Source organism: Pantoea sp. At-9b, assembly GCF_000175935.2.
Classification (GTDB): domain Bacteria; phylum Pseudomonadota; class Gammaproteobacteria; order Enterobacterales; family Enterobacteriaceae; genus Pantoea.
In genome coordinates, this window is the sequence record NC_014838.1 from 340,507 (window position 1) to 366,763 (window position 26,257).

The 26,257-nt window shown below is 54.0% G+C and carries 21 protein-coding genes; 10 read left to right on the top strand and 11 right to left on the bottom strand.

What is annotated here, in order from left to right; translation table 11 throughout:
- Positions 1-3 precede the first annotated feature (3 nt).
- Positions 4-1,086, bottom strand: a complete 1,083-nt coding sequence (locus PAT9B_RS21965; protein ID WP_041526048.1) for a porin — start codon at positions 1,084-1,086, stop codon at positions 4-6.
- 446 nt (positions 1,087-1,532) lie between these two features.
- On the opposite strand from PAT9B_RS21965, the gene nac reads away from it, so the two are divergent.
- The 5 genes from nac to PAT9B_RS21990 all read left to right on the top strand — a co-directional run bounded on the left by nac (position 1,533) and on the right by PAT9B_RS21990 (position 6,793).
- On the top strand, positions 1,533-2,456 hold the full coding sequence (nac, locus tag PAT9B_RS21970; RefSeq protein ID WP_013511478.1) for a nitrogen assimilation transcriptional regulator NAC: 924 nt from the start codon (positions 1,533-1,535) through the stop codon (positions 2,454-2,456).
- A 445-nt stretch (positions 2,457-2,901) separates the two neighbouring features.
- Positions 2,902-3,804: an ABC transporter permease gene (locus PAT9B_RS21975; protein ID WP_013511479.1), complete on the top strand. Its 903-nt coding sequence runs from the start codon at positions 2,902-2,904 to the stop codon at positions 3,802-3,804.
- Positions 3,801-4,604, top strand: coding sequence for an ABC transporter permease (locus tag PAT9B_RS21980; protein ID WP_013511480.1), 804 nt, complete (start codon positions 3,801-3,803; stop codon positions 4,602-4,604). Before PAT9B_RS21975 ends, PAT9B_RS21980 begins: the two co-directional genes overlap by 4 nt.
- Before the next feature lie 22 nt (positions 4,605-4,626).
- A complete protein-coding gene (locus PAT9B_RS21985; RefSeq protein WP_013511481.1) occupies positions 4,627-5,691 on the top strand; it encodes an extracellular solute-binding protein in 1,065 nt (354 codons plus the stop codon).
- A 7-nt stretch (positions 5,692-5,698) separates the two neighbouring features.
- A complete protein-coding gene (locus PAT9B_RS21990; RefSeq protein WP_013511482.1) occupies positions 5,699-6,793 on the top strand; it encodes an ABC transporter ATP-binding protein in 1,095 nt (364 codons plus the stop codon).
- Between the two features lie 42 nt (positions 6,794-6,835).
- Here PAT9B_RS21990 and PAT9B_RS21995 read toward each other — a convergent pair whose 3' ends face one another.
- Entirely contained in the window at positions 6,836-7,498 is a 663-nt protein-coding gene (locus tag PAT9B_RS21995; RefSeq protein WP_013511483.1) for a TetR/AcrR family transcriptional regulator, read from the bottom strand.
- Positions 7,499-7,578: 80 nt separating this feature from the next.
- Between PAT9B_RS21995 and PAT9B_RS22000 the strand changes: the two genes are divergently transcribed.
- Together PAT9B_RS22000 and PAT9B_RS22005 are read left to right on the top strand one after the other, a co-directional pair.
- The gene (locus PAT9B_RS22000; protein ID WP_013511484.1) at positions 7,579-9,093 is read left to right on the top strand and encodes an MDR family MFS transporter; all 1,515 of its coding nucleotides are present in this window, start codon (positions 7,579-7,581) and stop codon (positions 9,091-9,093) included.
- 121 nt (positions 9,094-9,214) lie between these two features.
- Positions 9,215-10,573 (top strand): 8-oxoguanine deaminase, encoded by a 1,359-nt coding sequence (locus PAT9B_RS22005; RefSeq protein ID WP_013511485.1) that lies wholly within the window; start codon positions 9,215-9,217, stop codon positions 10,571-10,573.
- 48 nt (positions 10,574-10,621) lie between these two features.
- Here the strand turns inward: PAT9B_RS22005 and PAT9B_RS22010 are convergent, their stop codons facing one another.
- Positions 10,622-12,034 carry an amidohydrolase family protein gene (locus PAT9B_RS22010; RefSeq protein ID WP_013511486.1) on the bottom strand — a complete coding sequence of 471 codons (1,413 nt, stop codon included), beginning with the start codon at positions 12,032-12,034 and terminating at the stop codon, positions 10,622-10,624.
- A gap of 13 nt (positions 12,035-12,047) precedes the next feature.
- Complete coding sequence (locus tag PAT9B_RS22015) at positions 12,048-13,010, bottom strand: ABC transporter substrate-binding protein (RefSeq protein ID WP_150105850.1); 963 nt, start codon at positions 13,008-13,010, stop codon at positions 12,048-12,050.
- Positions 13,011-13,573: 563 nt separating this feature from the next.
- Here PAT9B_RS22015 and PAT9B_RS22020 point away from each other — a divergent pair.
- The 3 genes from PAT9B_RS22020 to PAT9B_RS22030 all read left to right on the top strand — a co-directional run bounded on the left by PAT9B_RS22020 (position 13,574) and on the right by PAT9B_RS22030 (position 16,483).
- Positions 13,574-14,554 carry an isopenicillin N synthase family oxygenase gene (locus tag PAT9B_RS22020; RefSeq protein WP_013511488.1) on the top strand — a complete coding sequence of 327 codons (981 nt, stop codon included), beginning with the start codon at positions 13,574-13,576 and terminating at the stop codon, positions 14,552-14,554.
- Positions 14,555-14,792: 238 nt separating this feature from the next.
- Positions 14,793-15,320 (top strand): C40 family peptidase, encoded by a 528-nt coding sequence (locus PAT9B_RS22025; RefSeq protein WP_013511489.1) that lies wholly within the window; start codon positions 14,793-14,795, stop codon positions 15,318-15,320.
- A gap of 53 nt (positions 15,321-15,373) precedes the next feature.
- Positions 15,374-16,483 (top strand): GGDEF domain-containing protein, encoded by a 1,110-nt coding sequence (locus tag PAT9B_RS22030; RefSeq protein WP_013511490.1) that lies wholly within the window; start codon positions 15,374-15,376, stop codon positions 16,481-16,483.
- Here PAT9B_RS22030 and PAT9B_RS22035 read toward each other — a convergent pair.
- The 7 genes from PAT9B_RS22035 to PAT9B_RS22065 all read right to left on the bottom strand — a co-directional run bounded on the left by PAT9B_RS22035 (position 16,476) and on the right by PAT9B_RS22065 (position 25,747).
- Complete coding sequence (locus PAT9B_RS22035) at positions 16,476-18,089, bottom strand: mechanosensitive ion channel family protein (protein ID WP_013511491.1); 1,614 nt, start codon at positions 18,087-18,089, stop codon at positions 16,476-16,478. The two genes, PAT9B_RS22030 and PAT9B_RS22035, sit on opposite strands and share 8 nt — an antisense overlap.
- Before the next feature lie 13 nt (positions 18,090-18,102).
- On the bottom strand, positions 18,103-19,293 hold the full coding sequence (locus PAT9B_RS22040) for an OmpP1/FadL family transporter (protein WP_013511492.1): 1,191 nt from the start codon (positions 19,291-19,293) through the stop codon (positions 18,103-18,105).
- A 14-nt stretch (positions 19,294-19,307) separates the two neighbouring features.
- Complete coding sequence (locus tag PAT9B_RS22045) at positions 19,308-19,616, bottom strand: YicS family protein (RefSeq protein ID WP_013511493.1); 309 nt, start codon at positions 19,614-19,616, stop codon at positions 19,308-19,310.
- Positions 19,617-19,629: 13 nt separating this feature from the next.
- Positions 19,630-20,904 (bottom strand): anaerobic sulfatase maturase, encoded by a 1,275-nt coding sequence (locus PAT9B_RS22050; RefSeq protein ID WP_013511494.1) that lies wholly within the window; start codon positions 20,902-20,904, stop codon positions 19,630-19,632.
- Positions 20,905-20,912: 8 nt separating this feature from the next.
- Complete coding sequence (locus tag PAT9B_RS22055; RefSeq protein WP_013511495.1) at positions 20,913-21,908, bottom strand: HAD family phosphatase; 996 nt, start codon at positions 21,906-21,908, stop codon at positions 20,913-20,915.
- A gap of 60 nt (positions 21,909-21,968) precedes the next feature.
- Entirely contained in the window at positions 21,969-23,663 is a 1,695-nt protein-coding gene (locus PAT9B_RS22060; RefSeq protein ID WP_013511496.1) for an arylsulfatase, read from the bottom strand.
- Between the two features lie 110 nt (positions 23,664-23,773).
- Positions 23,774-25,747, bottom strand: a complete 1,974-nt coding sequence (locus tag PAT9B_RS22065) for an alkyl/aryl-sulfatase (protein WP_013511497.1) — start codon at positions 25,745-25,747, stop codon at positions 23,774-23,776.
- Between the last annotated feature and the right edge of the window lie 510 nt (positions 25,748-26,257).

Genomic DNA, 26,257 nt, shown 5'->3' on the forward strand with positions numbered 1-26,257 from the left:
ACATCAGAACTGATACACCACACCCAGCGCTAATTGGTCGTCATTCGGCAGGCCGAGTTTGTTATTGTCTTCGAGCAGGTTGATTTTCCATGCTACAAACGTCTTCATATTTTTGTTGAAGTACCAGGTCAGCCCCGGTTCGAGGAACTTCAGCAGATACGCATCGCCAACGCCTTCAATATCTTTTGCTTTGGTCTGTACCCAGGCAATCGACGGGCGAAAACCGTTGATGAATTGATACTGCAAGGTGGCTTCAAAGCTTTCCGTCTTGTTGGCGAAACCGCTTTCGCCTGTCAGGCTGTTGCTGATGGCGTAAGCGTTACGTGTCTGACCGTAGAAGGTGCCGAAGTACCACTGATTGTTGTCATATTTTGCACCAACCGCCCAGCTCTCACCATGCGCGCCATGACCATAAACGCCATCGGCATTCTGGGCGTTGGTGCGATCCAGGTTGGCATAACCACCCACCACGCTGATACCTGAATCCAGCGCGTACCCGAGCGAAGTGGCCCAGCCGTCGCCGTTGGAGGTGCTGATGGCATCACGTTCGTTTTTGCCCTGATATTGCAGGCCAAAACTCAGACCATCCACCAGGCCAAAAAAGTCGCGGTTGCGGTAGGTTGCCACACCGGTAGAACGGCCTCGCAGAAAACCATCCGCACTGCCGGTTGCACCACCAAATTCCGGCAGAACGTCGGTGTAGGCAATGGCGTCATATACCAGCCCGTAGTTGCGGCCATAATCGAAGCTGCCGTACTGACCCACTTTTAACCCAGCAAAACCTAAACGACTCTTATTGCCTTTCTGCGCATCGCTACCGCCTTCACTGTTGTTCAACTGAATCTGTTGTTCCCACTGACCGTAACCGGTAATCAGGTCGTTAATCTGCGTCTGGCCTTTAAAACCAAAGCGCATATAGGATTGATCACCATCCAGACTATCGTTGTTGGAAATATAATTTTCTCCCTGCACCTTGCCGTACAGATCGAGTTTGTTGCCATCCTTGTTATAAATTTCTGCTGCATGGCCCACTCCAGAGATTAACAGGGCACTGGCGATGCAGGATTTAATTGAAAGCTTCATCATTTATTCCTCGTTTTTTGCATTTGTCATCTTGTTGGGATATCACCCCGGTTAATTCATCGCAGTAACTTAATAATTAGCGATGAAAGTAAATTCGAAAAAAAGCGCCGCTGGCAGCGAGCCAGCGGTGAAGCGCACACACAGGTTTTACCAATGACGACAGATGACGAGGGGCGAGGTTTATTATTTTTCGTGATTTAATCATCCGCAAAGCGCGTTAACGAAACGTGCTAAATTCATCACTACCATAGGGTGAGAAATAAAGTTGCCGATAAGATAATTTTGTTTTGGCCGGATAGTATTTACTTATTGACCGCTGAGGTCTTTAACCATGGGCGCTCATATAAAACGCCTATCAGGCGAAAGGCATTCCTTCTTACCGGCAGGAATATAAAGCCGATATAGTCGTGAAAATAACCGCGCAGGCGTGTACCAGCGATGAGAACAAGATGAATATACGGCGTTTGAAGTCCTTCATTACGATTGTGGATATGGGGAGCATCACCCGTGCGGCGGATGCGTTGCATATTGCACAACCCGCCCTTAGCCAGCAACTGGTGGCGCTGGAAGAGCACTTTAAACGGCAATTGTTGATTCGTAGCCAGCAGGGCGTGGTGCCTACCGAAGCCGGCAAAGTGTTGTATGGCCATGCCAACGCGATGCTGCGCCAGTTTGCGCAGGCAGAGGTCGACGTGCTGAGCGCCGGACAATCACTGTCGGGGCGCGTATCGGTTGGGCTGGCACCATTCAGTGCGGCTTCCACGCTGGCAATGTCGTTGCTGAGCGAGATGCGCCAGCGTCATCCGGGTATTTTGCTGCATCTGGTGGAGAGCGTCGGCCAGGCATATAGCGAACTGGTCGCCAATGGGCGGCTGGAGATGGCGCTGCTGCATGGTTGTGGTGGCATCAAAGGGCTGCATTACGAACCGCTACTGGAAGAATCCTTTTATTTTGTGGCCCACGCTGATTTTGACTTCGATGATGACGGCGGACCCTTACAGGTCAGCCAGCTTGGTGCGTTGCCGATGTTGCTGCCACCAGCCTACAATTTTGTCCGCCGGGCGATTGATGAAGCCTTCAGCCTGCACCACCAAAGCATTCATGTGGTCGGGGAGCTGGAGGCGGTGAAAAGCATCGCGCGCGCGGTGGATGCCGGTCTTGGCTGTACGATTATGCCGAAGGCGATTGCCGAACGGATTCAGTCAGAATCACGCGATGTGATCATTCGTTCCATCAGCGGCCCGGCCATCAGCCAGACATTGTCGTTGTGCGTTTCCGATCGCACCCCACTTTCCGAACCGGCAGCGGCGGTGCGGGAGCTGTTGATTGAGCTGACCTCAGGTTTAACGCAGGCGGGAAAAATCCTCGCCTGATGTCTTATCACATCGTTTCTTTACAACTGATCTCCGTTTCATCCTGCGCGCCGTCAGCCCTGCATTCCTGCCGCCACAACGCCCGGTCCAACTTAGACGCTGCGGGCTTTTGACGATTTTCGTTCCTTTGACCGGCTGATAATAGAAAAAGCCTGGGGCGGAGGACGATACGGCGGAAAATAGTGACTTTCTGTAGTGGCATAACCTGAAACGATTACGGAAATATAAGAAAAATATTGCCCATAACCGGAAGCAATATGTGCATCGTAAAATTGTATTGGGTGAGCTTGAAATAATCATATTAACGTTTTGTGATGTCGGAAAAATTAAAATAAAACGCAGTCATCTCAATTTCTTATATTAAAGGTTTTTGCTCTCTGATTATTTCCCTGTGGTCGTTATTACTGACGAATAACGTTGTGCGAGATTTTCCCGGAGGAGTTTCATGACCGCTATTCCCACACCGCTGCCGCGTATCAAATCGGCGAGTCGCTGGCAATCGCCCGCGTTGCTGATTATTCCGCTGCTGGCATTTCAACTTTTTTTCTTTTTTGCTCCGGCAATTAAGCTGATGTTATTCAGTTTGATGACCCAATCTGCCGATGGGAATATCAGTACGCCCTGGACCTTCAGTCATTACTGGCACTTCTTCACCGTCGCTTTGTATAGCGATGTGTTATGGAACACGTTACACATCAGTGTGATTACCGCGCTGATAGCTGCGGTGCTGGCTTATCCGGTGGCGACGGTTCTGGTTCGCGGTCAGGCGTGGGTGGCACGTATTCTGACGTTGGTGATCATTGCGCCACTGGCGGTCAGCGTGGTGGTACGTGCCTATGGCTGGCAGTTAATCCTCAATAATGGCCCAACGGGTCTGCTGAATTATGTGTTACTGCATCTCGGCCTGATCGACCGACCCAATACGCTGATGTTTACCGAATGGGCGGTGATTATTGGTTCCCTGCATATCTTCTTTCCGATGATGGTGCTGCCACTGGCCTCGGCGCTGGGCAAAATTGACCCCAATCTGCCGTTTGCCGCCCGTACTCTTGGCGCGCCACCGTGGCAGGTATTTTGGCGTATCACACTGCCACTCAGCCTGCCTGGCCTGGTGGCGGGGATGACGCTGGTGTTCTCATTGGCCGCAGGTTCGTATGTCATCCCGGCATTGATCGGCGGCCCGCGCGCGCAAATGTTGGGCAACCTCGCCGAACAACAAATTGTCGCGGTATATGACTGGCCGTTTGGTGCCACCATCGCCACCATTCTGGTGTTAATCGTGATTGCCGTGAACACGTTGTCAATGAAGTTGCTGGGTGGACGTCGTCTGCCGGGAGCGTCCAAATGAATGCGCGTTTAACCGGCTGGAGTGGGGCGGCGTTGTATGCCTTTGCGGCGGCGATGATGGTATTTATCCTCGCCCCGATTCTGTTGATCATGGCTATTTCGTTTTCTGATGGTTACTTCGTTAGCTTCCCACCTGGCGGCTTTACCCTCGACTGGTACAGCAAAGTGCTTGGCAACCGTGAATTTACGGATGCGCTGCTGTTCAGCACCCTGTTGTCGCTTGGCACCACCTTGCTTGCCTTGGTGCTTGGCATCCCGGCGGCCTTTGCGTTGGTGCGTGGCAAACTGCCGTTTGGCTCGTTGTGCAAAGGCTTACTGTTGTCTCCCCTGATCTTCCCGGTGCTGATCACCGGCCTGGCGCTGTTGCAGCTGTTTACCGGTTATGGCTGGAGCAACGCCAAACTCAATCTGCTGCTGGCCCACACCGTCGTTACTGCGCCCTATGTGGTGCGCACGGTGATCACCAGCCTGGAGCTGGTGAACCCCAGTCTGGAAGAGGCGGCTCGGACCCTCGGTGCTACGCGCTGGGCCACATTCCGTCAGGTGATTTTTCCGCAAATTGTACCCGGCGTGATGTCCGGGGCGATCTTCTGCTTCATGGTCTCATTTGATAACTATCCGGTTTCGATGTGGCTGGCCGACTCGGAAAACACCCCGGTGCCGGTAGTGCTGTATCGCCAGATTGGCACGGTATTCGATCCGTCGGTCGCCACCATGTCGACCCTGATTATTTTGCTCGCCACCGTGGTGGTGGTGGCACTGGAAAAATTAGTCGGCCTGCGTCGCGCAATGGCCGCTTAACCTTCACACCAGAGGATGCTCTATGACTGCTATGAAACGTCGTACTTTTATTAAAGCGGTGGCCGGTGCAGCGCTGTTGCCTTACATCCAGGTGAAAGCCAATGCCGCAGATCGCGTATTGCAGGTGGGGGTCTATAACTCGGCGCAAGGGGCATTGATCAAGCAAAAGGTTCTGCCGGAATTTGAGAAAGCCTACAACTGCAAGGTGTTGACCACGGAAGGGGCCACGCTGGCGAATATCGCCGCGTTGCGCGCGACTAAAGCGAAACCGATATTTAGCGTGATGTCGATGGATGATATCGGTGTGCCGCAGGCTAAAGCAGAAAACCTGATTGAACAGCTGCCAGTTGACGGCATTCCCAACCTGAAAAATGTCTTTGATCGTTATCTGTTGGGCGATCGCTATGGCGTCGGCTTTTCGGTCTCAATGGCCGGGTTGTTTATCAACCCGCAAATGTCGCAACCGATCGCCAGTTATAACGATATCTTTACCTCGAAATATGCGCACCAGATGATCCTGAACACGCCGAAAAATACCCAGAGCATCCTGATGCTGATCGTGGCGGCGGCACTGGCGACCGGCAAGCCATTGCAGGAGGCTCAGTACGAAATTGACAAAGGCTGGGACAAACTGGCTGAGCTGAAGAATAACGTAATGACGGTGTATGACGGCGAAGCTCAGGTGATGATGGTTGCGCAGGGCCAGGCGATGGTGGGCGGTATTGAATATTCCAAAGCCATTTATCCGCACACGAAAAAAGGCGTGCCGCTGGATATGACCTATCCGAAGGAAGGCGCGTTCACCGGGATTAATGGTTTGGCGTTGGTTAAGGGGGCACCGCAGCGTGAATTGGGGATGGCGTGGATTAACCGCCTGCTGGATAGCGATGTGCAGAAGATGCTGGCGGAAGTGACACTCAGTGCGCCAACGGTACGCGGCATTAGTTTTGACGAGGCTACCCTGAAATATCTCGCCTATCCGGAAGAGAAGATGAACCAGTTGAAGTTGTTTACCCCGGACTGGACCTACATTATCCCGCGCCGCGCTGAACTGTTGGAGCGCTACAACCAGACATTCAACGCCTGAGGTTAACATGCAGCGATCTTTTGAAGTCCGCCTCGACCGGCTCAGCAAGCATTACGGCAAAACGGTGGCCGTAGACAATGTCTCCTTGCAGGTTAATGCCGGGGAAATACTCGCACTGCTCGGGCCGAGTGGCTGTGGCAAAACCACCTGCCTGCGCATGGTGGCGGGTTTGGTGACACCGACTTCGGGCGATATTCTGGTAGGAGGTCGGTCGATTCTTGATACCGCCGTGCATCGTCGCAATATCGGTTTGCTGTTTCAGAACTACGCGCTGTTCCCGCACATGACGGTGGCAGAGAACGTGGCTTTTGGCCTGAAAATGCGCGGCCAGTCACGCAGCGCATACGCTGATCGGGTCGCCAAAGCGCTGGACATGGTGCAGTTGAAAAATTATCGCGACCGTTTACCGGCGCAGCTTTCCGGCGGCCAACAACAGCGCGTATCGCTGGCACGTGCGCTGGTGATCGAACCCGATATGTTGCTGCTGGATGAGCCGCTCGGTGCGTTGGATAAAAGCCTGCGAGAAAGTATGCAATTGGAGATCCGGCAACTTCAGCAACGGCTGGGACTGACCACCATTATGGTGACGCATGACCAGGATGAAGCGCTGACGATGGCCGATCAAATTGCTGTGATGCGGGATGGAAAACTGGAGCAGGTTGCCAGTGCTACGCAGATCTATCAGAAACCGGCCACCGCCTTTGTCGCCGGGTTTATTGGGGCATCAAACTTTCTCACCGCCAGTGTGGTACAGCATGATGCGCAGCGCAGTGAATTACATACCGCCAGTGGCCTGCGGCTGGTGGTGCCAGGGGCGCTGAACACACGTTCGGCGCAAACCGTTACGCTGCGTCCGGAAGCGATTCACCTGTCGCCGTTGGAGGCACAGTCAGCGAGCACGGCGTGCAATGCCACGCCTGCAGAAGTCACCCAGGTGGTATATCGGGGCTTTATGTTGCACTACAACCTGAAATTACCGAGCGGCGAAACCCTGATTGCTTGGCAACAAACCCAGGGCGACGCTAATGTGCAGCCTTTTAGCGCCGGGGACCAGGTGTATGCCCAGTGGGCGAGCGAGAGCAATCATGTGATTGCCGGTTAAGCAAAAAAGACCAACCGGCCAGCGGCGCAATACTTCGCGCCGCTATTCCGGCCTGATCCCACGGCAAAACAAACTCAATGTATGCGCGACAATCTTTTCACGGTTGAACGCCGGATCGTTGGCAAAGCGCGTGAAGGGCACCAGCACCATACTGAGAATTGACGTCATCAGTAGCTGCGGTTCCAGATCCGGGTTCAGCAGTCCCTGTTGCTGCCAGCCCTCAATCAGGCTTTTCACCTTATCGCGCTCGGCATGACCGAAGCGGTGTTTGATATGCTGGCCTAATCCCCCCTGGCCCTCCGTCACTTCCTGCATCCATAACGGTCCAAACCAGTGATGGGTGGCGATGATGTCGGCAATCTCACGAATAAAGGCGCTGAAGGTGGTGACAGGGTCACGCGGTTCATTGACAAAATGCGCCACCAGACGCTGACGCAGCGGCAAAAAACGCTCCTCAACCACCACATCCAGCAGGGCTTCCCGCGACTTGAAGTAATAATTCAACATGGCCGGACTGACGCCCGCCTTACGTGCAATGGCGTTGAGGGAAGTTTCCGCAATGCCGTGTTCGGCATACAGCGACAGGGTGATATCCAGTAAATGTTCCCGCTGTTGCGCATTGATCGCGCCACCCCGGGGACGGCCGGGACGACGGGGTTCGGATTTTGCTGATTTTCCCTCAGAAGGGACTTTCTGTGCGGTCATTTTTGCGCGCTCACTTGTTTCCTGTCAGACTTCGATCAATATTAATTGTGTATTTAATTAATTTCAATGTGGTGTTCCCTATGAAATCCGATTCTTTGGCACAGCAGGTTGCCAGCACCGCGGCACCGCGTCAGTCTTTCGGCTGGCTGCTGGGCGCGTTGCTGCTGGTGATGCTGCTGTCTGCCCTCGACCAAACCATTGTTTCCACAGCGTTACCGACCATTGTTGGTGAGTTGGGTGGGCTGGATCGTCTGTCCTGGATCGTAACGGCATATATGCTGGCCTCGACCCTTGTTGTACCGCTATACGGTAAATTTGGCGACCTGTTTGGCCGTAAGCGGGTGCTGCAAATCTCGGTGATCCTGTTCCTGATCGGCTCTGCGCTTTGTGGGCTGGCGCAAAACATGGAACAACTGATTTTCACCCGCGCCTTACAGGGATTGGGCGGGGGCGGCCTGATGGTGGTGAGCATGGCGGCTGTAGCCGATGTGATCCCGCCCGCCGATCGCGGTAAATACCAGGGGTTGTTTGGCGGCGTGTTTGGTCTGGCAACGGTGGTGGGGCCGCTACTGGGTGGTTTTATCGTGCAGCATGCTTCGTGGCGTTGGATCTTCTATATCAATCTGCCGCTCGGCCTGTTTGCGCTGCTGGTGATCAATGCCGTCTTCAGAACTGACAGTAAACGCAAAGCCCATGAGATCGACTATCCGGGCGCGTTTTTCCTCTGCCTGGCATTGGTGGGCATTACGCTGTTCACCAGCGAGGGCGGCTCGGTGCATGCCTGGTCTGATCCGCAGTTATGGTGCATCCTCGCCTTTGGCGTGGTGGGGCTGATTGGTTTTGTCTACGAAGAACGTCGCGCCTGGGAGCCGATTATCCCGCTGACGTTGTTCCGCAATCGCAGCTTCCTGCTTTCCAGCCTGATTGGCTTTATTGTGGGCATGTCGCTGTTTGGTAGCGTCACTTTTCTGCCGCTGTATTTGCAGGTGGTGAAGGGTGCGTCGCCGACCGGTGCCGGGTTGCAGTTGCTGCCGTTAATGGGGGGCTTGCTGGTGACGTCGATCATCAGTGGCCGCATTATCAGCCACACCGGGAAATACCGCCTGTTCCCGATTGCCGGAACCCTGTTGGCAACCATTGGCATGGCGTTGATGACCACGCTGACGTTGGACGACCCGACCTGGCACATCTGGCTGTTCTCCAGCATCCTCGGGATGGGCATGGGGATGGTGATGCAGGTACTGGTACTGGCGGTGCAGAATACCGTATCCCCGGATAGCATCGGGGTGGCGACGTCTTCGGTGACCTTGTTCCGCTCGGTGGGCGGCTCAATTGGCGTGGCGTTGTTTGGTGCGATATTCAGCCAGGTGCTGAAATCCGGGCTGACAAAGCTGGTGGATAAGGGGGCTGAGCTGCCGCGTAGCCTCGACCCGGAAGCCATCCATCATTTGCCGATCGATGTCCAGACGCCATACTTGCAGGCATTTGGTGATGCGGTGCATGCGGCGTTTCTGATGGCGGCGGGGGTCATGCTGGTGGCCTTCTTGTTGTCGCTGTTTATGCCGGAATCGCCGTTACGCAACAAAAACGCCTGATAACTTTGCAGGCCATCGCTTTTGCGGCATAGTAGTGCCGCATCGCGATGCGCCTGGATCAGCAGACAGGCAATAACTGAGCTGGCTAACCCTTATGTTTATCAACTGAGAGGAGCCAGCCATGTGCGCTGCCCGTATCTGGATCAAAAACCCCTTAGCCGTATTCCTCCCTGAACATCTCGATGGCCGTGGCGGCCTGGTGATTGAAGATGCTCGCATCAGCGAAATTCTTCCCCTTGGCGCGTTGCCGTCGCAACCCTGTGACAGCGTGGTTGATGCCACTGATCATGTGGTATTGCCTGGCCTTATCAACGCCCATCATCATTTCTATCAAACTCTGACGCGCGCCTGGTTGCCGGTGGTGAATCAGCCGCTGTTTCCGTGGTTAAAAACCCTCTATCCGGTGTGGGCGCGTTTAACGCCGGAGGCGCTGCATCTGGCCAGTCAGGTAGCAATGGCGGAGCTGTTGCAGTCCGGCTGTACCACCGTCAGCGACCATCACTATCTGTTTCCGCAGGGCATGGAGCAATCGCTGGATGTGCAGGTGGACGTGGTGCAACAACTGGGCATGCGCGCTTTGCTGACGCGTGGGTCGATGAATCTGGGGGAAGAACAGGGCGGCCTGCCGCCGCAGCACACTATCCAGGATGCCGATACCATTTTGCAGGATAGCCTGCGCCTGATTCAGCGCTATCACCAGCGCCACGACGGCGCGCAGATTCAGATTGGCCTCGCGCCCTGTTCCCCGTTCTCTGTCACCACCGATTTGATGCGCGAAATCGCCCGTCAGGCGGAGCAACAGGATGTGCGCCTGCATACCCATCTTGGCGAAACCCTGGATGAAGAGGCGTTTTGCCAGCAAACCTTTGGCATGCGTACCGTCGATTATCTGGAGCATGTGGGCTGGCTGAGCGATCGCACCTGGCTGGCGCACGGCATTCATTTCAATGACGACGAGATCAAACGACTTGGCGCTGCCGGAACCGGCATCTGCCACTGTCCGGTATCCAATATGCGGCTGGCGTCGGGAATTTGTCCGACGGTGGAACTGGAAGCGGCAGGCGCGCCCGTGGGGTTGGGGGTGGATGGTTCAGCCTCGAACGATGCGTCAAACCTGATGTACGAAGCCCGTCAGGCGTTGTATCTGCAACGCCTGCGCTACGGCGCGCAACAGATCACGCCACAGCGGGTATTGCGCTGGGCGACGGCGGGGTCGGCACGCCTGTTAGGACGCCGGGATATTGGTGAGCTGGCGGTCGGAAAGCAGGCCGATCTCGCGCTGTTCAAACTGGATGAGCTGCGTTTTAGCGGCAGCCACGATCCGCTCTCGGCGTTGATTTTATGTGGCGCGGAGCGCGCAGACAAGGTGATGGTAGGGGGCGAGTGGCGCGTGTCGGACGGTGAAATTATCGGCCTTGATAGCGCAGCGTTAATGGTGAAACATCGCGCGGCTGCTAAAGCGTTGATCGCCGAAATGTAATCCATACCACCCGTAGCGGCGCGATAAATCGCGTCGCTACGTGGGGCGTTACCCTGTCACGCCAACGCGGCGTTGCAGCGTTTTCACCGCATCGGCGGCGTCCTGTCCCAGCGCGCGTAAATCCAGGCCCGGAATCTCATCGTCCTGCATGATGATGTTGCCCTGGCAGATCAGCGCCTTGATGCGCGCCCGGCCACCGCAGGCAATTGGCCCAATCGCCCTATCGTGCAGGCCAAAATAGCGCGGGTCATCCAGTTGATAGATCGCGATATCTGCGGCCATCCCAGGGGCGATTTCTCCGCTATGCAGGCCGAGCACCTCAGCGCCGCCGCGCGTGCCCCAACGCACCACATCTTCGATACTGGCGGCATCGCCACCCCCTTCAAAACGGCCTCCGGCATAGCGCGGCTGCGCCAGCATCCCCTTGCGGGCGCGTTGCAGTTGCCAGGCCGCATGGGTTTCGCTTTGCATATCGGCAGCTTCGTTCGAGGCGGCACCATCAACACCAATCGATACCCGGACGCCAGCCTGTTCCAGCGCCACCAGGTCGGCAATACCGCTACCGAGACGGGCATTGCTTTGTGGACAATGGGCGATGCCACTGCCTGCGGCACCGAGTAAGGCGATCTCCTCGGGTAACAGTTTGACCAGGTGGGCAAACCACACATCGCTGCCAATCCACTCATGTTCGGCGCAGAACTGTAAAGGCGTCATGCCAAATTTGGCCTGAGCGGCATCAAGATAATCCACGGTTTCCGACAAGTGGCTGTGCAGACGGATACCCAGCTGACGCGCCAGACGGGCGCTGTCGCGTAACTCCTGTGGTGTGGTGGAGTGTAAGGTGGTGGTGGGAGCCATCACCACCTGGCGCATGGCGAACACATCCCGCTGATGATATTGCGCCACCAGACGTTCGACATCGGCCATCATCGCGTCAAATCTCTCCGGGCGGAGCGCGGTCGGCAAATCACTCTCCAGGCCGCGGCTTTGAGTCGCACCACCCCGGCATAAGACAAAACGCACGCCGAGTCGCTGCGCCTCTTCAAACAGGATCTGTGCGCCATCGAACGGCATGTCTGGCCAGTAAAGATAGTGGTGATCGGCAATGGTGGTACAACCGGATCGCACCAGTTCTACCAGCCCGATACGTGCCGCAATGCGGAAGGTCTGTTCATCAAAGGCCCCGCGAAAACGGTAGGGTGTGGCGGCCAGCCAGGCACCGAGGCTGTGATTTAATCCCTGGGGTTCAGCTTTCAGCAGCGACTGAAACAAATGATGGTGGGTATTTACCCAACCGGGGTAGACCACACAGTCGCGCGCGTCGAACACCTGTTCATCGGCGTGTGGTGTCAGGTGTCCCACCTCCTGAATCAAGCCCTGGTTGATACGGATATCCCGCGCGTTGCTGCGGGGGTGTTGGCGGTTACCGGTGAGAATGGCATGACAGTTCTTGATCAGCATCTTGCTCCCTACCTTACATCGATGCCTGACGATAGAACTGGGTGGTAAAAGCGTGTTGCCACGGTGTGGCGGCATCGAGCAAGCCAGCTTTCACCATAAAGTCGCGCGTGGTTTGCCAGCGTTGTGCCGTCATCACCCCCAGCCCCTGTTTTGCCGCATCACCACCATCAATCAGATGCAGCGCCTTCATCTGGGCAACGCCAAACGCCAGGATGGCATCGGTCATTTGCGGGTTCTCTTTTTTGATGAGCGCGTTTCCGGCGGCGGGATCGGCCAGATAGGATTTCCAACCTTCCATTGAGGCTGCAACAAAGCGTTTCAGCATGTCCGGTTTCTGCTGTAACAGATCATCGCGGGTGACCAGAATACCGCCGTAGGCCGGGTAGCCGTAATCGGCAAACAGATAAAACTTGCTGTCGGGCTGGGCGGCTTTGATCTGCTGAACTTCCGAGGTGGCATAAGCCTGTTGCGCGGTGTTCTTATCGGCGAGGAACGGCTGCATATTGAAGGTATAGGGGCGAACCTGACCATCGCTGAGTTTATATTTACCCTTCAGCCACGGCCACCAACTGGCCTGGCCGCTGGCGGACACCAGTACGGTTTTACCTTGCAGCCCGGCGAGATCCTTGACGTCACCATGGGTCATGATGCCCTGTGGATCGAACTGGAACGGCGCAGCAATGGCTTTTAACGGGAAATTGCGCTGGATGCCCTGCAACACCTGAAGATCGTAACTGACAATGACATCGGCGCGGTTAGCCAGCAGCAACGTCATATTATTTAACTGCGGCCCGCCAGATTTCACCTCGACATCTAAGCCATATTTTTTATAGATGCCGGTCGCCACAGCCTGGTAATAACCCCCTTGCTCGGCCTGTGCCACCCAGGTGGTTTGCAGGACCAGTTTATCCGCCGCATGGGCGAGGGCAGTGGCGCTGATCAGCGCAGTAAACAGGGACAAACGGAAGGACGACATTGACATAACAAACCCCCAAAGCAAACGTTGTGTCTGTTATCAGGGGAGGTGCGGTGGCTGAACCTGCTCACGATGCATAGCACCGTCCCCTGACGAGGTACAGCCGAAGCTGTAGAGCAATGTTCTGCATGGCAACGCTGCCACACTCACCGCTTATACTCTGTGTCGGTTTTTGCAAAGCCCATGCCATTATCCTGTTTATTGTTTATCTGAATGAATTTACTGAATAAACGTTATTATGGGGCGGGAATGTTGACGTGAGTTTGCTTTTTTGTGATGCACTAGTTGCTTGATTGCACTGTTATGGTGCAGTTTCGCTCGTAGCGGCGCGATTTATCGCGCGTTTTGTGGTCGCGACAATCAACAACCGCGCGATAAATCGCGCCGCTACGGGGTGTGCGGGTTTTGGCATAGATATTGCCTGCTTTGAAAATGAGTAGAAGCTGTCAGCCGCGGTCATTACCCGGTAGGTCATTGCTCGATCGCCCGATCAACGGGCGCGGGGATGGCCTGTGCGTTGCGGTGTCAGGTCATCCGTTATCGGTTTTTAACGAGGTGCACCAATGGAAAAGACCACAGCTTACGCTATGCATGAACTCACCAAAGAATCGCGCATGGGCGCACGCGGCAGTGAAGCGGCGCGCGAAGTGCGTATCATCGATCTCACCGATTTTGAGCAACGCAAGCACGACATTGCTGACCAACTGTGGCAGGCCGCCACCGATATTGGGTTCTTTCAGGTTTCCGGTCATGGCATTCCGCTCGACGATATCAACGCCGCCTTTGCCAATGCGGAACGTTTCTTCGCGTTGCCGGAAAGTGAGAAGGCGCATTATCCGCTCAGCCGCAATGCGGGCTGGGAATACCGGGCGCAGATCCGTCCTTCCACCGGTAAACCCGATCATAAAGAGTCTTACCAGATCACGCTGCCACGTATGGCGGGGTTGTGGCCGAATGACAGCACCTTGCCCGATTTTCGCGCAGAGGTGATGCAATTCGAACGTCAATGCTGGACGGTGGGGATGCAGTTGCTCTCTTGTTTTGCGTTGAAGCTCGGTTTCCCGGAGGATTTCTTTACCCACGCGCATGAACCCTCGCATCAGACTTACCAAAGCACGCTGCGCATGTTGCATTATTTCGCTATTACTGGCGAGGTGGATGGCCCGTGGCGTGCGGGTGCGCATACCGATTTCGATTGCCTGACGCTGTTATTCCAGCGCGATGGGCAGGGCGGTTTGCAGGTGTGTCCCGGCAAAGAGATGGAAGACCAGGTCTGGACGCCCATCACCCCGTTGGAAGGGGTGATCACCTGCAATATTGGCGACATGCTGATGCGCTGGAGCGATGATAAATTGCCGTCGAATTTCCATCGCGTCGCGAATCCATTGCCGGGGATTTCGGTTCCGGCACGATATAGCCTGGCGTTTTTCTGTCAGGCAAATGAAGATGTGATCATTGAAGGTCCGGAGAAAAAATATCCACCGATATCGGCGCAGGATTATCTGGCCCAGCGCATCAGTGCGAACTTTTCCGGTAAATATTGACAATAATTTGAGCTAAGTTTTATTTCTCCCCGGCAGGATGGTGATAATCATCCTGCTGCTGCTGACTATTTCACCAAAATAAGATTTAACTATTTACCGCAGGAAATATCCTGGTATTGTGGTGTAAGCTGTAGTAAGTCGAAGGTAAGGTCGTGTAAGTCCGGTGGGTTCTGATTTTCCGGTAATCGAGCCTGCGGTATAAACCTGAATCTTTATTGAGTGAGTGACATATTCAGCCATGAACCCCTCAGCCATCACCCAAGCGCTGGCCGCTATAATTCTTCTCTCTGTCGCGGGGTGTTCATCCCATCGTACTGAGCAGGTTAATAATGATTCAACTGAGCAACAGCCCGATCTTATTCCGGTAATTGCTGCGTTGCACGATCAAATGCATTCCTGGCAGGGAACCCCTTACCAGTGGGGCGGTACGCAATTGTCTGGCGTAGATTGTTCCGGCTTCGTTTGGCGCACATTAAAAGATCGTTTCAATATTCCCATGGAACGCGTTACCACCCGAGAATTAATTCAAATGGGTGAACGGGTACAGCCGGGCCATATGCAGCCGGGCGATCTGGTATTTTTCCGCATAAAAAATGAGTTGCACGTGGGTTTTTACGACACCGATCAACAATTCCTGCATGCTTCTGCCAGTCAGGGTGTGATGCGCTCCTCACTCAACAATCCGTACTGGAAATCGGTATTTATTCAGGCACGCAGATTGCACAAAGAATACAACGCCGAGATTACCCTGAATAAAACTACCTAGTTCCGGCTGAAGCGATAAACTGTTTATCAATGCGTCAACATTAAGGATGCTTGGTGAACCGTTCTCAACCGCAACGTCGGCGTGTTTCGCCGGAGCGTACTCTGTTCTGGTCCGATCGCGATGCCATGATCCGGCAGGCATTATCACAAAGCCTGCCGTGGTTCGCCTTCGTTAATATCAGCTTTGCGCTGCTGATTATTCTGCGTGACCAATTGTTTGATCAATTTGATGCGAGTTTGTCGTCGCATCAAACGTTGCTCCCGGTTATCGAGAGCGGTATTTATCTGATCATTGCCGCGTCATTGCTGTTGCTGGTGCTCCCGGCACTGCGCCTGACGCTGTTAATCGTGATCAGCCTGATTTGGTCACTGTGCTGCTACTGTTGCGCAGTCTACTGGCAACTGCCGTTTACTTATCCGCTTGGGGTTATTTTGTTGCTGACAGCTATGGCGGCGCTCTATTTCTACCCGAAAGGCTTGTTGGGTTACCTGTTGCCACTGTGGCTGACGTTACCGATTGTCAGCGTTCAGCTCAATCAGGGTATCAACCCGCGCTTCGCCATTATCTGGCTGATTTTTACGCTCATCCTGCTGTATGGCCGCTACATGTTGCTGCGCTGGTTCAATGAAGCCTGGCAACGTTACGAGCAGAACCAATTGCTGATCTCACGGCTGGATATACTTGCGCACCAGGATGGCTTGACCGGCACCGCCAATCGTCGTGCACTGGAACAGCACCTTGCCCAAGCGATCACGCAGCAGCGCCCTTTTAGCCTGATTATGCTCGATGTTGACTACTTCAAACGCTACAACGACCACTATGGGCATCAGGCGGGTGATGAGTGCCTGGTTGCGGTGGCGGCAGTGCTGAAGGAGGCGGTGCGTACCCCGGAAGATGTGGTGGGACGTTACGGTGGCGAAGAGTTTGTGGTGATGTTACTGGATGCCACCGCAGCACAGGCAGAAGCGGTGGCTGAACGAATTCAGCAACAATTGCAGCAGCGCGGCTTGGCACACGCGAAGTCTGAGGTGGCAGCACAGGTCACCGTCAGTCAGGGCATCGCCAGTGCCGCCCCCGGACGCACGGCGGATCAACTGATTGCGCAAGCCGATCAGGCGTTATATCGCGCCAAGCAGCAGGGCAGAAACCGCTGGGTCAGCTGACATCCTGATCGGGCTTGCGCGCTGGCGGGGGGAACCAGTTCTCGGGTTTAACCCCGACCGTACCTTCCGGCTGTGCGATGAAGTTCGGTGACATAATCTGGACACCAAACTCGTTGAACACATCCTGGATATGACTGTGTAACTCCGTTCTGGCGGCAGCCAGCGAAGCACCCGGTGGCAGTCGGACCTGAAGTTCATAAGCAATGTACCAATCCATCAGCGCCAATTGCCGCACCAGCGGTGGTTCCTGATGATCGATGATGCGCGTTCTGCTGGCCGCCAGTTCCAGCATGCTATGAACCTGACGCCATGGCGTGTCATAGCCGATGGTGACGCTGGTGGTCAGGTTAACGCCAGCCCCTTTGATCACGGCGCTGAGATTGGTGATTTTGCCGCTCACCACTACGGCATTGGGAACGGTGACTTCGTAGTTTTCCCGCGTCACCAGTTTGGTCGACAGCATACCGACTTCGGTGACCACCCCTTCGTTGTCATTGATGCGGATGACATCCCCTTTGCGTAACGCGCGTGAATAGGTTAGCACCAGACCACTCATGGCGTGGTTCATGATACCTGCCGACCCCAGCGTCAGCATCAAACCAAAGAAGACGCTAATGCCTTTGAAAGCCAGTGAATTGGCCCCCGGCAGAAAGGGATAAGCCGCCGACAGGGCAAACAACCAGATGGCCACGCTGATTAATCGCCGGGTGACGCCAACCGTTGCCGGATGCAAGCCGGGAATATGCAGATTGCCGTGTTCAACGCGTCGCAGCACCAGGCGAATGATGCGGGTGACAAAAGCGGTAATCAGGAAAATCACCGTGACAATAAACAAGCCTGGCAATGCCGCCAGCATGGCAAGGCCGACGCCCTGCAACAGGCCCAGCGCGTAGTTGCCCAGATCCATGCCCCAGACACGCGTATAGGGAAACATGCGCAGTACCCAACTCAGCCACACATAACCGGCACCGAGGCAGATGATCACCAGCAAGGTTTGATACGTGCGGATGCGCAGCGGTCCGATAAAGCTGTGTACCGACGCAGGCAGTAACGGTTTGCGATTGGCCGGGCGGGCGATGTCACTGCGCATCAGCCATCGAGCAAGACGCCAACACAGGACGATAAGCAGGGTCAACGCCGCCGCACCCGCCAGACTTTTTGCCACCGAAGTCAGGATGTAGCGGGGGGAGTATTGTTCCTTTAGCGACAGGCGTAAGTTTTCCAGACGCTGGCGAACTTCCTCTGCGGCCTGCGTCAACGTAAGGTCATCGCCTTCGTCGAGATCGGCCTGCACCAGCACCATAAAGGGCTTCTGATTGATCGAAAAGACCACCGCCTGCTGGTGATAACGGGTCAGTAATTGGGTGGTGACTGGCTGTTGCAAATCGGTGATGGTCAGGGCACGCAACTGTTTGACGATGCGCTGTACCCGTTCTTCCGGGGTGGTCAGGCCAAAACGTGCCTGTAACATGACGACGGGTTGGTTCAGTAAGGTCAGGGTGCGCGCCTGCTCCTGGGGCGTGGGTGACTGTCGGGGTTCCGCACTAAACAAACTGAGTGGAATCAGTAAAAGCAGCCCGCTAAGAAGATAAATGCCGCTTTTCATCGCCTGCTCTCCATCAGAACTGATAGCTGTAATTCATGCTGAAAAAGTAAATGTTGGGGTCGTGATAATCCCCTTTCACCAGCGGCGTAGCGACGGACGATGACGCCATATTGAGGTATTCAAAGGCAGCACCGATATTGCTGGAGGCGGTGAGTTGATACTGCGCGCCAATCCCGTAGCGCCACGCCGCCCCGGAAGGCATGGTCAGCGAGGTATCATCCTGATTTTTGTAAAAGCTGCTGTCGTAAGCAATACCGGCATTGAAACGCCACTGCTCATCAGGGCGAAATTGCACACCAAAAGCGGTATGCCAGGTATCCTGCAATTTATTGTCGCGGCTCAACGCCTGGCCGGTGACTGCGATCTGATTTGCACCATAAGCGCTCCAGTCCTGCCAGCCAAGATCGCCCAATAACGACCATTGTTGATTCAGGTCGTGTACCACGCTGAACATCAACTGCGCCGGGGTATTCACCTGCGCATCAATGGGCAACGTATAGGAAACATTGTCCAACTGCGGGAATTGGGCCTCGCCGTTGATAGTAAAGTGGTATTCGGTCTTGCTGGTATAGGCCAGGCCAATACGCGTGGCATCCGTCACTTGCATCAACAGCCCGGTGCGAAAATTCAGTGCCCAGTCATGATCGGTCGCTTTCTCATCCTGCCCATCCAAGTTGCGCGTCAGTGACAGAAAACCGTAATTGATCCCCAGCCCCAATCCCCAGGAGAGCCGATCATTGATTTTCCAGGCAATTGCCGGGCTGAGCGTCATTCCCACCAGGGTGCTTTTTTTGATCAGTCGGTCACCGGCCCAATCACCAAAATCCAGCCCGAGGCCATAGTTACCGTACAATCCGATGCCTGCCGACCAGCGGTCATTCAGCCGCTGGTGGTAAAAAAGACTGGCACCGGGAAACCAGCCAATGGTATTGCCGGGGCTGTTACCGCGCAGGGTAGCATCATTGTCGAGTGAGTAGGGGGTGTCGCCATACAGCGCCTGTAAGCCACCGGTAATCATCCGATCCGGTAGCCGCGTCATACCGGCCGGGTTGGTCATCAATGTTGCGGCATCCTGCGCGCGGGCAGCTTGTCCGGCTCCGGCCAGTCCGATATCTTCTGTGGCGATTTCGTAAAGATAGAGGCCACTGGCCTGGCTGGCCCCGGAAAGTAACAGACAGCACAAGGATAAATTAATACGCCACATGATGGCCTCCCCGGTTAATGACTCATAAACGCGGATTTATCGGGGCAGCGAACGCGCGCAATCTGCTGCTGGTAGCTGTCATGGTGCTGTGCTTTTAACGCACTGGCGGCATCAATAACGGCATCATGATTGTCTTTGCTGTTAAGAAAGACTTGGCGGATATGTTCATCCGTGACGCCCGCTGGAATGTGGCAATGCAGTTTTAGATCGCCAATGATCTGTTGTTCTCTCAGGGCATAAGCAAGATTGTCATAAGCTGATTTCGCCATACCCGGAAACGGGCAAAGGTTGATGATTAAAACCAACAAGGTTAAGTAACGCATGATATTTCCTCCTTCACGCTTTTAACTCGCGGAGTATTTTGGCGATGTGCTGTAGTGCTGGCGTGGCCGAATGAAAAAAGGCTTTGATACCAGGGCATAAATAATTCAGCCCCAGCTCACCATCTGGGGCACGAACGATACGGTTTTTCGGGCATTCGCCCCAACATAACGTCAGATAAGGACAGGTTTTGCAGTAGACGGGCAGGGTGTCACGCTTCCCCATGCCGAATTGCTTCTGCCGTTCGGAGAAGACCATGTGTGCCAGTTGATGTGTCGTGACATTGCCCAGACGGTATTCGGGATAGACGTAATGATCACAGGAAAATACATCCCCGTTCTTTTCAATTGCCAGCCCCTTGCCACAGAACTCAGCGGTAATGCAGAGCTGGGAAGGCAATCCCATGGTTTGCACCACGGCGGTTTCAAACAGATTGACCTGTACCCGACCGAGATCTTTGCTCACCCACTCCTGAAAGGTGGCAATTAAAAACCTGCCCCAATCATCAGGATCAACTGACCAGTCGGTGACGATGGAGTCGAGGTCTCCCGGGCGCGCGCGGCGCGAACCTGTTATCGGAATGGTGTCATCCTGCCAGAATTGGGGAGCAGTCTGTTTAAAATCAACGGGTTCCACACAGGGATTGAACTGGATATAGGTTGCACCTAACTCCAGGGTCAGAAAGCGATAGACTTCCAGCGGAAATTTAGCGTTAGTGCGGTTTACCACCACCAGGGCATTAAACGGCACCTTGTGGCGTTTTAAGGCATCAATACCTTTCATCACCCGATCGAAAGTGGGTTTTCCGCTACGCGTCAGCCGATAGCGATCGTGTAACTCACGCGGTCCATCAATCGAGACGCCGACAAGAAAGTGGTGTTTTTTCAGAAAACTCGCCCACTGGTCATTAATCAGTACCGCGTTGGTTTGCAGATCGTTTTCAATTCGCTGACCGCGTGGTTGATATTTTTTCTGTAAAGCCACCACCTTCTCAAAAAACGCCAACCCCATCAGGGTGGGTTCGCCCCCTTGCCAGGAGAAAATAATCTCCTCTCCGTCCTGACTGGCAATGTACTGACGGATGAAGTTTTCCAGCATGTCATCGCTCATGCCGGTATCACGATGTTGGTGCAATAACGCTTCTTTATGCAGATAAAAGCAGTAGCTGCAATCAAGGTTGCAGGTAGAGCCGGTGGGCTTCGCCATGACGTGATAGCGACGTTTGTAGTTCACCCCCAACTTTTCAAATGTCAGCAGTGGGGTGAGCGGTATAGTGGTACTGTGCTTCATGGCAGGCCTCACTGAGATTGCGGGAACACGGTATTCCAGTCAGATTTCATACTGACCACCGGCCATCCTTGTTTTTTCGCTTCATCCAACCCTTTGTCTAAGCGACCAAAGCTGGATTTACGGTCATAGGCATATTCACGTTGCGCATCATCGTGATGCAGATAAAGAACCAGGGCGTTTTTTGCGCCTGCGGAGACATATTGCAGCATCGGTAAATCCCCATCGGAATTGCCAAAGGCGAAGATTGGCATGCGGCCGATATAGCGATTGATCGCCACCGGCTTGTTGTCGCCATCGTCGATAAAGTTGATCGCCCCTTGTTTGATCAGTCGAGGTTTGCCGTCTTTGCCGATGTCAAATTTGACCTTGTCAGTCGAACCAATGACCTGTTCGGGCGGGATACCGTAGATCTTCTCCGTCCATGGACGCATAAAGTCCGTTCCGCCGCCGGAAACGATATAGGTTTTGAACCCATTGGCACGCAGGTAACTCAGCAACTCCAACATGGGCTGATAAACCAGTTCGGTGTAAGGCCGGTTGAAACGCGGGTGACGCGCGGTTTGCAGCCACTGCGTCACACTGGCTTTGAAGTCTTCGGTGGTCATACCGGCGTCGGCGGCGTGCTCAATCGCCATCAACCCTTGATTGCCGGTTGCGGCAACGGCGTGCATATCGTTTTCCAGTATCCCTTTAAAAGGTTGCTGGTTTTTCCACTCCGGGTGGTGTGGGGCTAAGGCTTTCACGCGGTCGAGCAGGTACACCAACTGGACGTAGGCAGGTTGCTCGCTCCACAGGGTGCCGTCGTTATCGAACACCGCGATACGCTGCTCAACTGGCACATAATCTGCGCTCCCTTGTTGCGTGACTTTCTGCACGAAACTGACGATGCGCTCTTTCGCCGCAGAATCGCGCCACGAGGGCAGATCTGCTGCGGCGAGCGCGCTGTTGACGACACAGAGCGTCAGCAAAATAAGTGTGGCGATTGAACGGGTTAACTTAGTCATTACGACACCTCAATGGCGGACAAAACTGGCCCGGTTCATACCGGGCCATGCTTTTGGTGATCAGTTACCGGTGGGTAAGCCTAATTCGAAGCCATTTTTGTTGAGTTGATCGCGTACATTCTGGAAACGTTCGTACTGACTGATGGTGATCGGTCCGGTATAGCTTTCGCTCTGTGCTTTACGCGGCGGATATTTGGCGTAGGTTTTCATCAAATCGCCAATGGCCTGATTGAAGGTCACTAACGTCCAGGTGTGCTCGGTATAGTTATTCATAAAGATGTCGTACCGTTCCTGCGGGTCCTGCCACAGGTCAAAAATCTGTGGCACGGTGGCGACATAGGACGACGGGCCTTTCCAGCCAAGGTTGCTGTCCACGGCCAGACCACCGGTGGAGGCACCATTATCACCACGCAGATTGAACTCGGCTTTGTAGTGCCCAACCCGCACCGCCCCCGGCGTCAGTTCATTTTCGGTGAAGTAGAACCAGGCGGTGCGCGGATCGGGGCCAGTACCAAACAGCACCGGGGAGATGTCGTAGCTGTCGAAGATGATGGGCTTGCCCGCGCGGTCATTCTTCGGCAACTCTTTAATGCCCGCAACAGAGGCAAAGGTGGCCATTAAATCAAGCCCACCGACAATGTCGTGGTTTTTGGTATCGGCTTTGATTTTTCCTGGCATCCACGCGATGGCCGGAACACGGCTGCCACCTTCACGATCGGTGCCTTTGGTGCCACGGAAGGGGGTATAACCGGCATCGGGATAGACATCCTGCCAGGCGCCGTTATCGGTGGTAAACACCACTAAGGTGTTTTTATCCAGCCCCAGTGCACGGACTTTGTCCATGATATGACCGACGCGGGCATCCATTTCTACCATTGAATCGGCGTATTTGGTTTTCGCCATGGATTTGCCGACAAAATCAGGGTCGGGCATGTTGGGCTGGTGGTTCTTCATAAAATTGATGCTCATAAAGAACGGCTTAGTGTCCTTCGCATGCGCATCAAGGTAGTCGAGCGAGGCTTTCTCCACATAGCGGTCAAAGAACGGAATCCCGACCACGCCCTCTTTGCCATCAATCTCTGGCGTATTGACGTATTGACCGTTGATTTTGAAATCCTCATGCGGCGCTTCACCGGCTTTGCCCGATAGCGCCCCGCGTGTCACCCGGGCGAACATTTCACGCAATTTAGGGTCCATGTCCGGGAACCAGGTGGGATCGGCGTAGGTATAGGCATTGAGGTGATAAAGCCCGACATAGCGCATTTCGTCGTAGCCCTGGGCGTTAGGCAGCGCATAGTCTGATTCGCCCAAATGCCATTTGCCGGTAAAAAAGGTGTCGTAACCGGCGGTTTTGAGCACGGAAGCCAGCGTCCATTCCTCTTTTGGCAGGCCGCCCCCCTGACCCTGGAACGCCACGGTGGTCATGCCGCTACGATTGGGGATGCGTCCGGTCTGCATCGCCGCCCGCCCTGGGGTACTGCTCGGTTGACCATAAAAGCTGAAGAAGGTCATCCCTTCCTGGGCTAACCGGTCGAGATTAGGAGTGGGCATCCCACGACCTTCGCCACCGCCGTAGGCGCCAAGATCACCGTAACCGGTATCATCCGCCACAATCAGAATGATATTGGGCTTGCTATTACTCCCTTGATTTTCAGGTGCATTTTGCACCGGGTCTTCAGCCCGGAGGTAACCGGGCAGCAACACTGAACCAGCAGCAAGCGCTAAAACACCAACGCCTCGATAGGATCTGTTCATAGTTTACATCCTTAGAAATAGCAGTTGTTTAACGGTGCTTACTTCAACAGGCAGGTATTGAATAAAACAGAAAAAACGGGCCACCGGGCCAGGGGTAGTCCGCAGAACCTTTAGGGCGTCACGATGTTGAACCAGAACTCAAACTTATCCATATAACTCAACAATTCATCCACTTTCGCGGGATTACCGCTGATGTTGACTTCGCTGTTATCCTGCGCCTGTTTCAGCGTCTCCTCCTTCAGGATAATTTTGTTCAACGTGTCACGATTCAGGGTGAGGGTGGCGTCCGCATTTTGCCCCTGGGCATTGGCGGTGTGGTTCAGCACGCCGTTTTCCAATTCCAGTTTGTATTTACCGCCATCTTTGCCGAGGTCGACATTGATCAATGCCTTCGCATTGGCGGCTTTCTCGCCGTTGATATGTACTGCCAGGAAATCAAAGAACATCTCTGGCGTCATGGCTTTCACGGTATCGCCACTGGCCGTATTCGGCGTCGGGCCTTTGATTACCCCATTGCGTAATTCCTGTGCGCCGGTGAGATAGAAGTTACGCCACGGACCGGACTCAGCCTGATAACCTAGTTGTTCCAGTGCATCGGCTTCCAGATCGCGCGCCGCTTTATTTTCCGGATCGGCAAACACCACTTTGCTGACCACCTGCGCGACCCAACGATAGTTGCCCTGATCGAAGTCGGTTTTGGCTTTTTGCAGGATGTTGTCCGCACCGCCCATATATTCGACGAATTTTTTCGCCGCTTCTTCAGGCGGCAACTCGTCCAGCGTAGCCGGGTTGCCGTCGAACCAGCCCAGATACAGCACATAGGTGGCTTTCACATCGTGGCTGACTGAGCCGTAATAGCCGCGGTTAGCCCAGGTTTTTGCCAGGCCATCCGGCAGTTTGAACTTAGCGGCGATTTCGTCACGCGTCAGACCTTCGTTCGCCATGCGTAATGTCTGGTCGTTGATGTAGCGATAGAGATCGCGCTGGGTTTTCAGCAGTTTATTGACGTTGTCATTGCCCCAGGTCGGCCAGTGATGCTGGGCAATAATGATTTGCGCGTTATCACCCCAGCGGGTGATGGCGTCGTTGATATATTTCGACCAGGGCAGCGGTTCACGAATTTTCGCCCCGCGTAGCGAGTAGGTGTTGTGCAGGGTATGGGTGACATCCTCGGCGGTCTCAATCATTTTTTTCTCTTCGACGTACCACAACATTTCCGAGGGCGCTTCTGATCCCGGGGCCATCATAAATTCATAGGTCAGGCCGTCGATATTGTGTTTTTCCCCGGTTTTGCTGATGGTGACGGTGGGGGCAATCAGGGTGACGGTTCCGGCTGAGGTGGTGGTGCCCAGTCCGGCACCCACCTGTCCCTGAGGATCGGCTTTCAGCAAGTTGCCGTACATATAACTGGCGCGGCGGCTCATCACGTTGCCCGCCATGATGTTCTCGGAAACTGCTGCCTCCATAAAGCCAGCCGGGGCGTAGATTTTGACTTTGCCGGATTTCACATCTGCCTCGTTGACTACGCCGCGCACCCCGCCGTAATGGTCAACGTGGCTGTGGGTATAAATCACCGCCACCACCGGTTTTTTACCACGGTTTTTAAAGTAGAGGTCCATCCCCACTTTGGCGGTTTCGGCAGACACCAGTGGGTCGATCACCGTGATGCCTTTTTTGCCTTCGATGATGGTCATATTTGACAGATCCAGATTACGGATCTGATAAACCCCTTCGGTTACTTTAAATAGCCCACTGATATTAATCAGTTGCGATTGTCGCCACAGACTGGGATTAACGGTGTCCGGTGATTTTTCACCCTCTTTGATAAAGGCATATTGTCCCGGGTCCCAGATAACATTTCCCGCTTCGCCTTTAATGACGCCTTGTGGTAGCGCAGCGACAAATCCTTTGTGCGCATCGCTAAAATCAGTTTGGTCAGAAAAGGGCAGCTGATTATAAAGGGCGTCATTAGTTTGTTTTGTCGCTGCGGTGGCGTCTTTGCGCGCCTCATCTGCGGCAAAAACGTTAAAGGCATTGGTCAGTAATGCAGCAAGTACCATGCAGTGAAGATGCTTCAGTTTCATTCTGTAACCTCGGTATTGTGGGCTAAGCAATTAGAACAGCGTGATGCATCTGCTATGTATTTAAGGCCAGCTAAAAATAGAGAAATCAAGCTTGTGATGTATGTTAGGGTGGTGTGAATATATTAATATTTCGTAATAACCGTAGTTAAACCTTTGCGTTAGGCAAGCGAAGCGTTAATATTTTCTCTTGGCTTTTTTATGCTTTTTGAAGCGGATCATAAATTGTGAGTTGCCGTAATTTTATTTTTTACTGGCACCGTAAAATAGAGTAATTTATTGATTAATAACAAAATAATCTGTTTTTACGATGCATTTCGCTTCGCTAATTACACGATTTTTATCGGAAATCAGCACAAGGCAATGTAAATAAACCTGGAGGGTTGTTGTTCGTTTTTCTGTCGCTAACCATCTAATTATTCAGTAACTCTTTAATTTGTTTTTTAATTTTTTGCAATTAATCTTAAGTGTGCATTAAATCGTCTGGTTGCAATATTTTAAACGTCGTCTAAA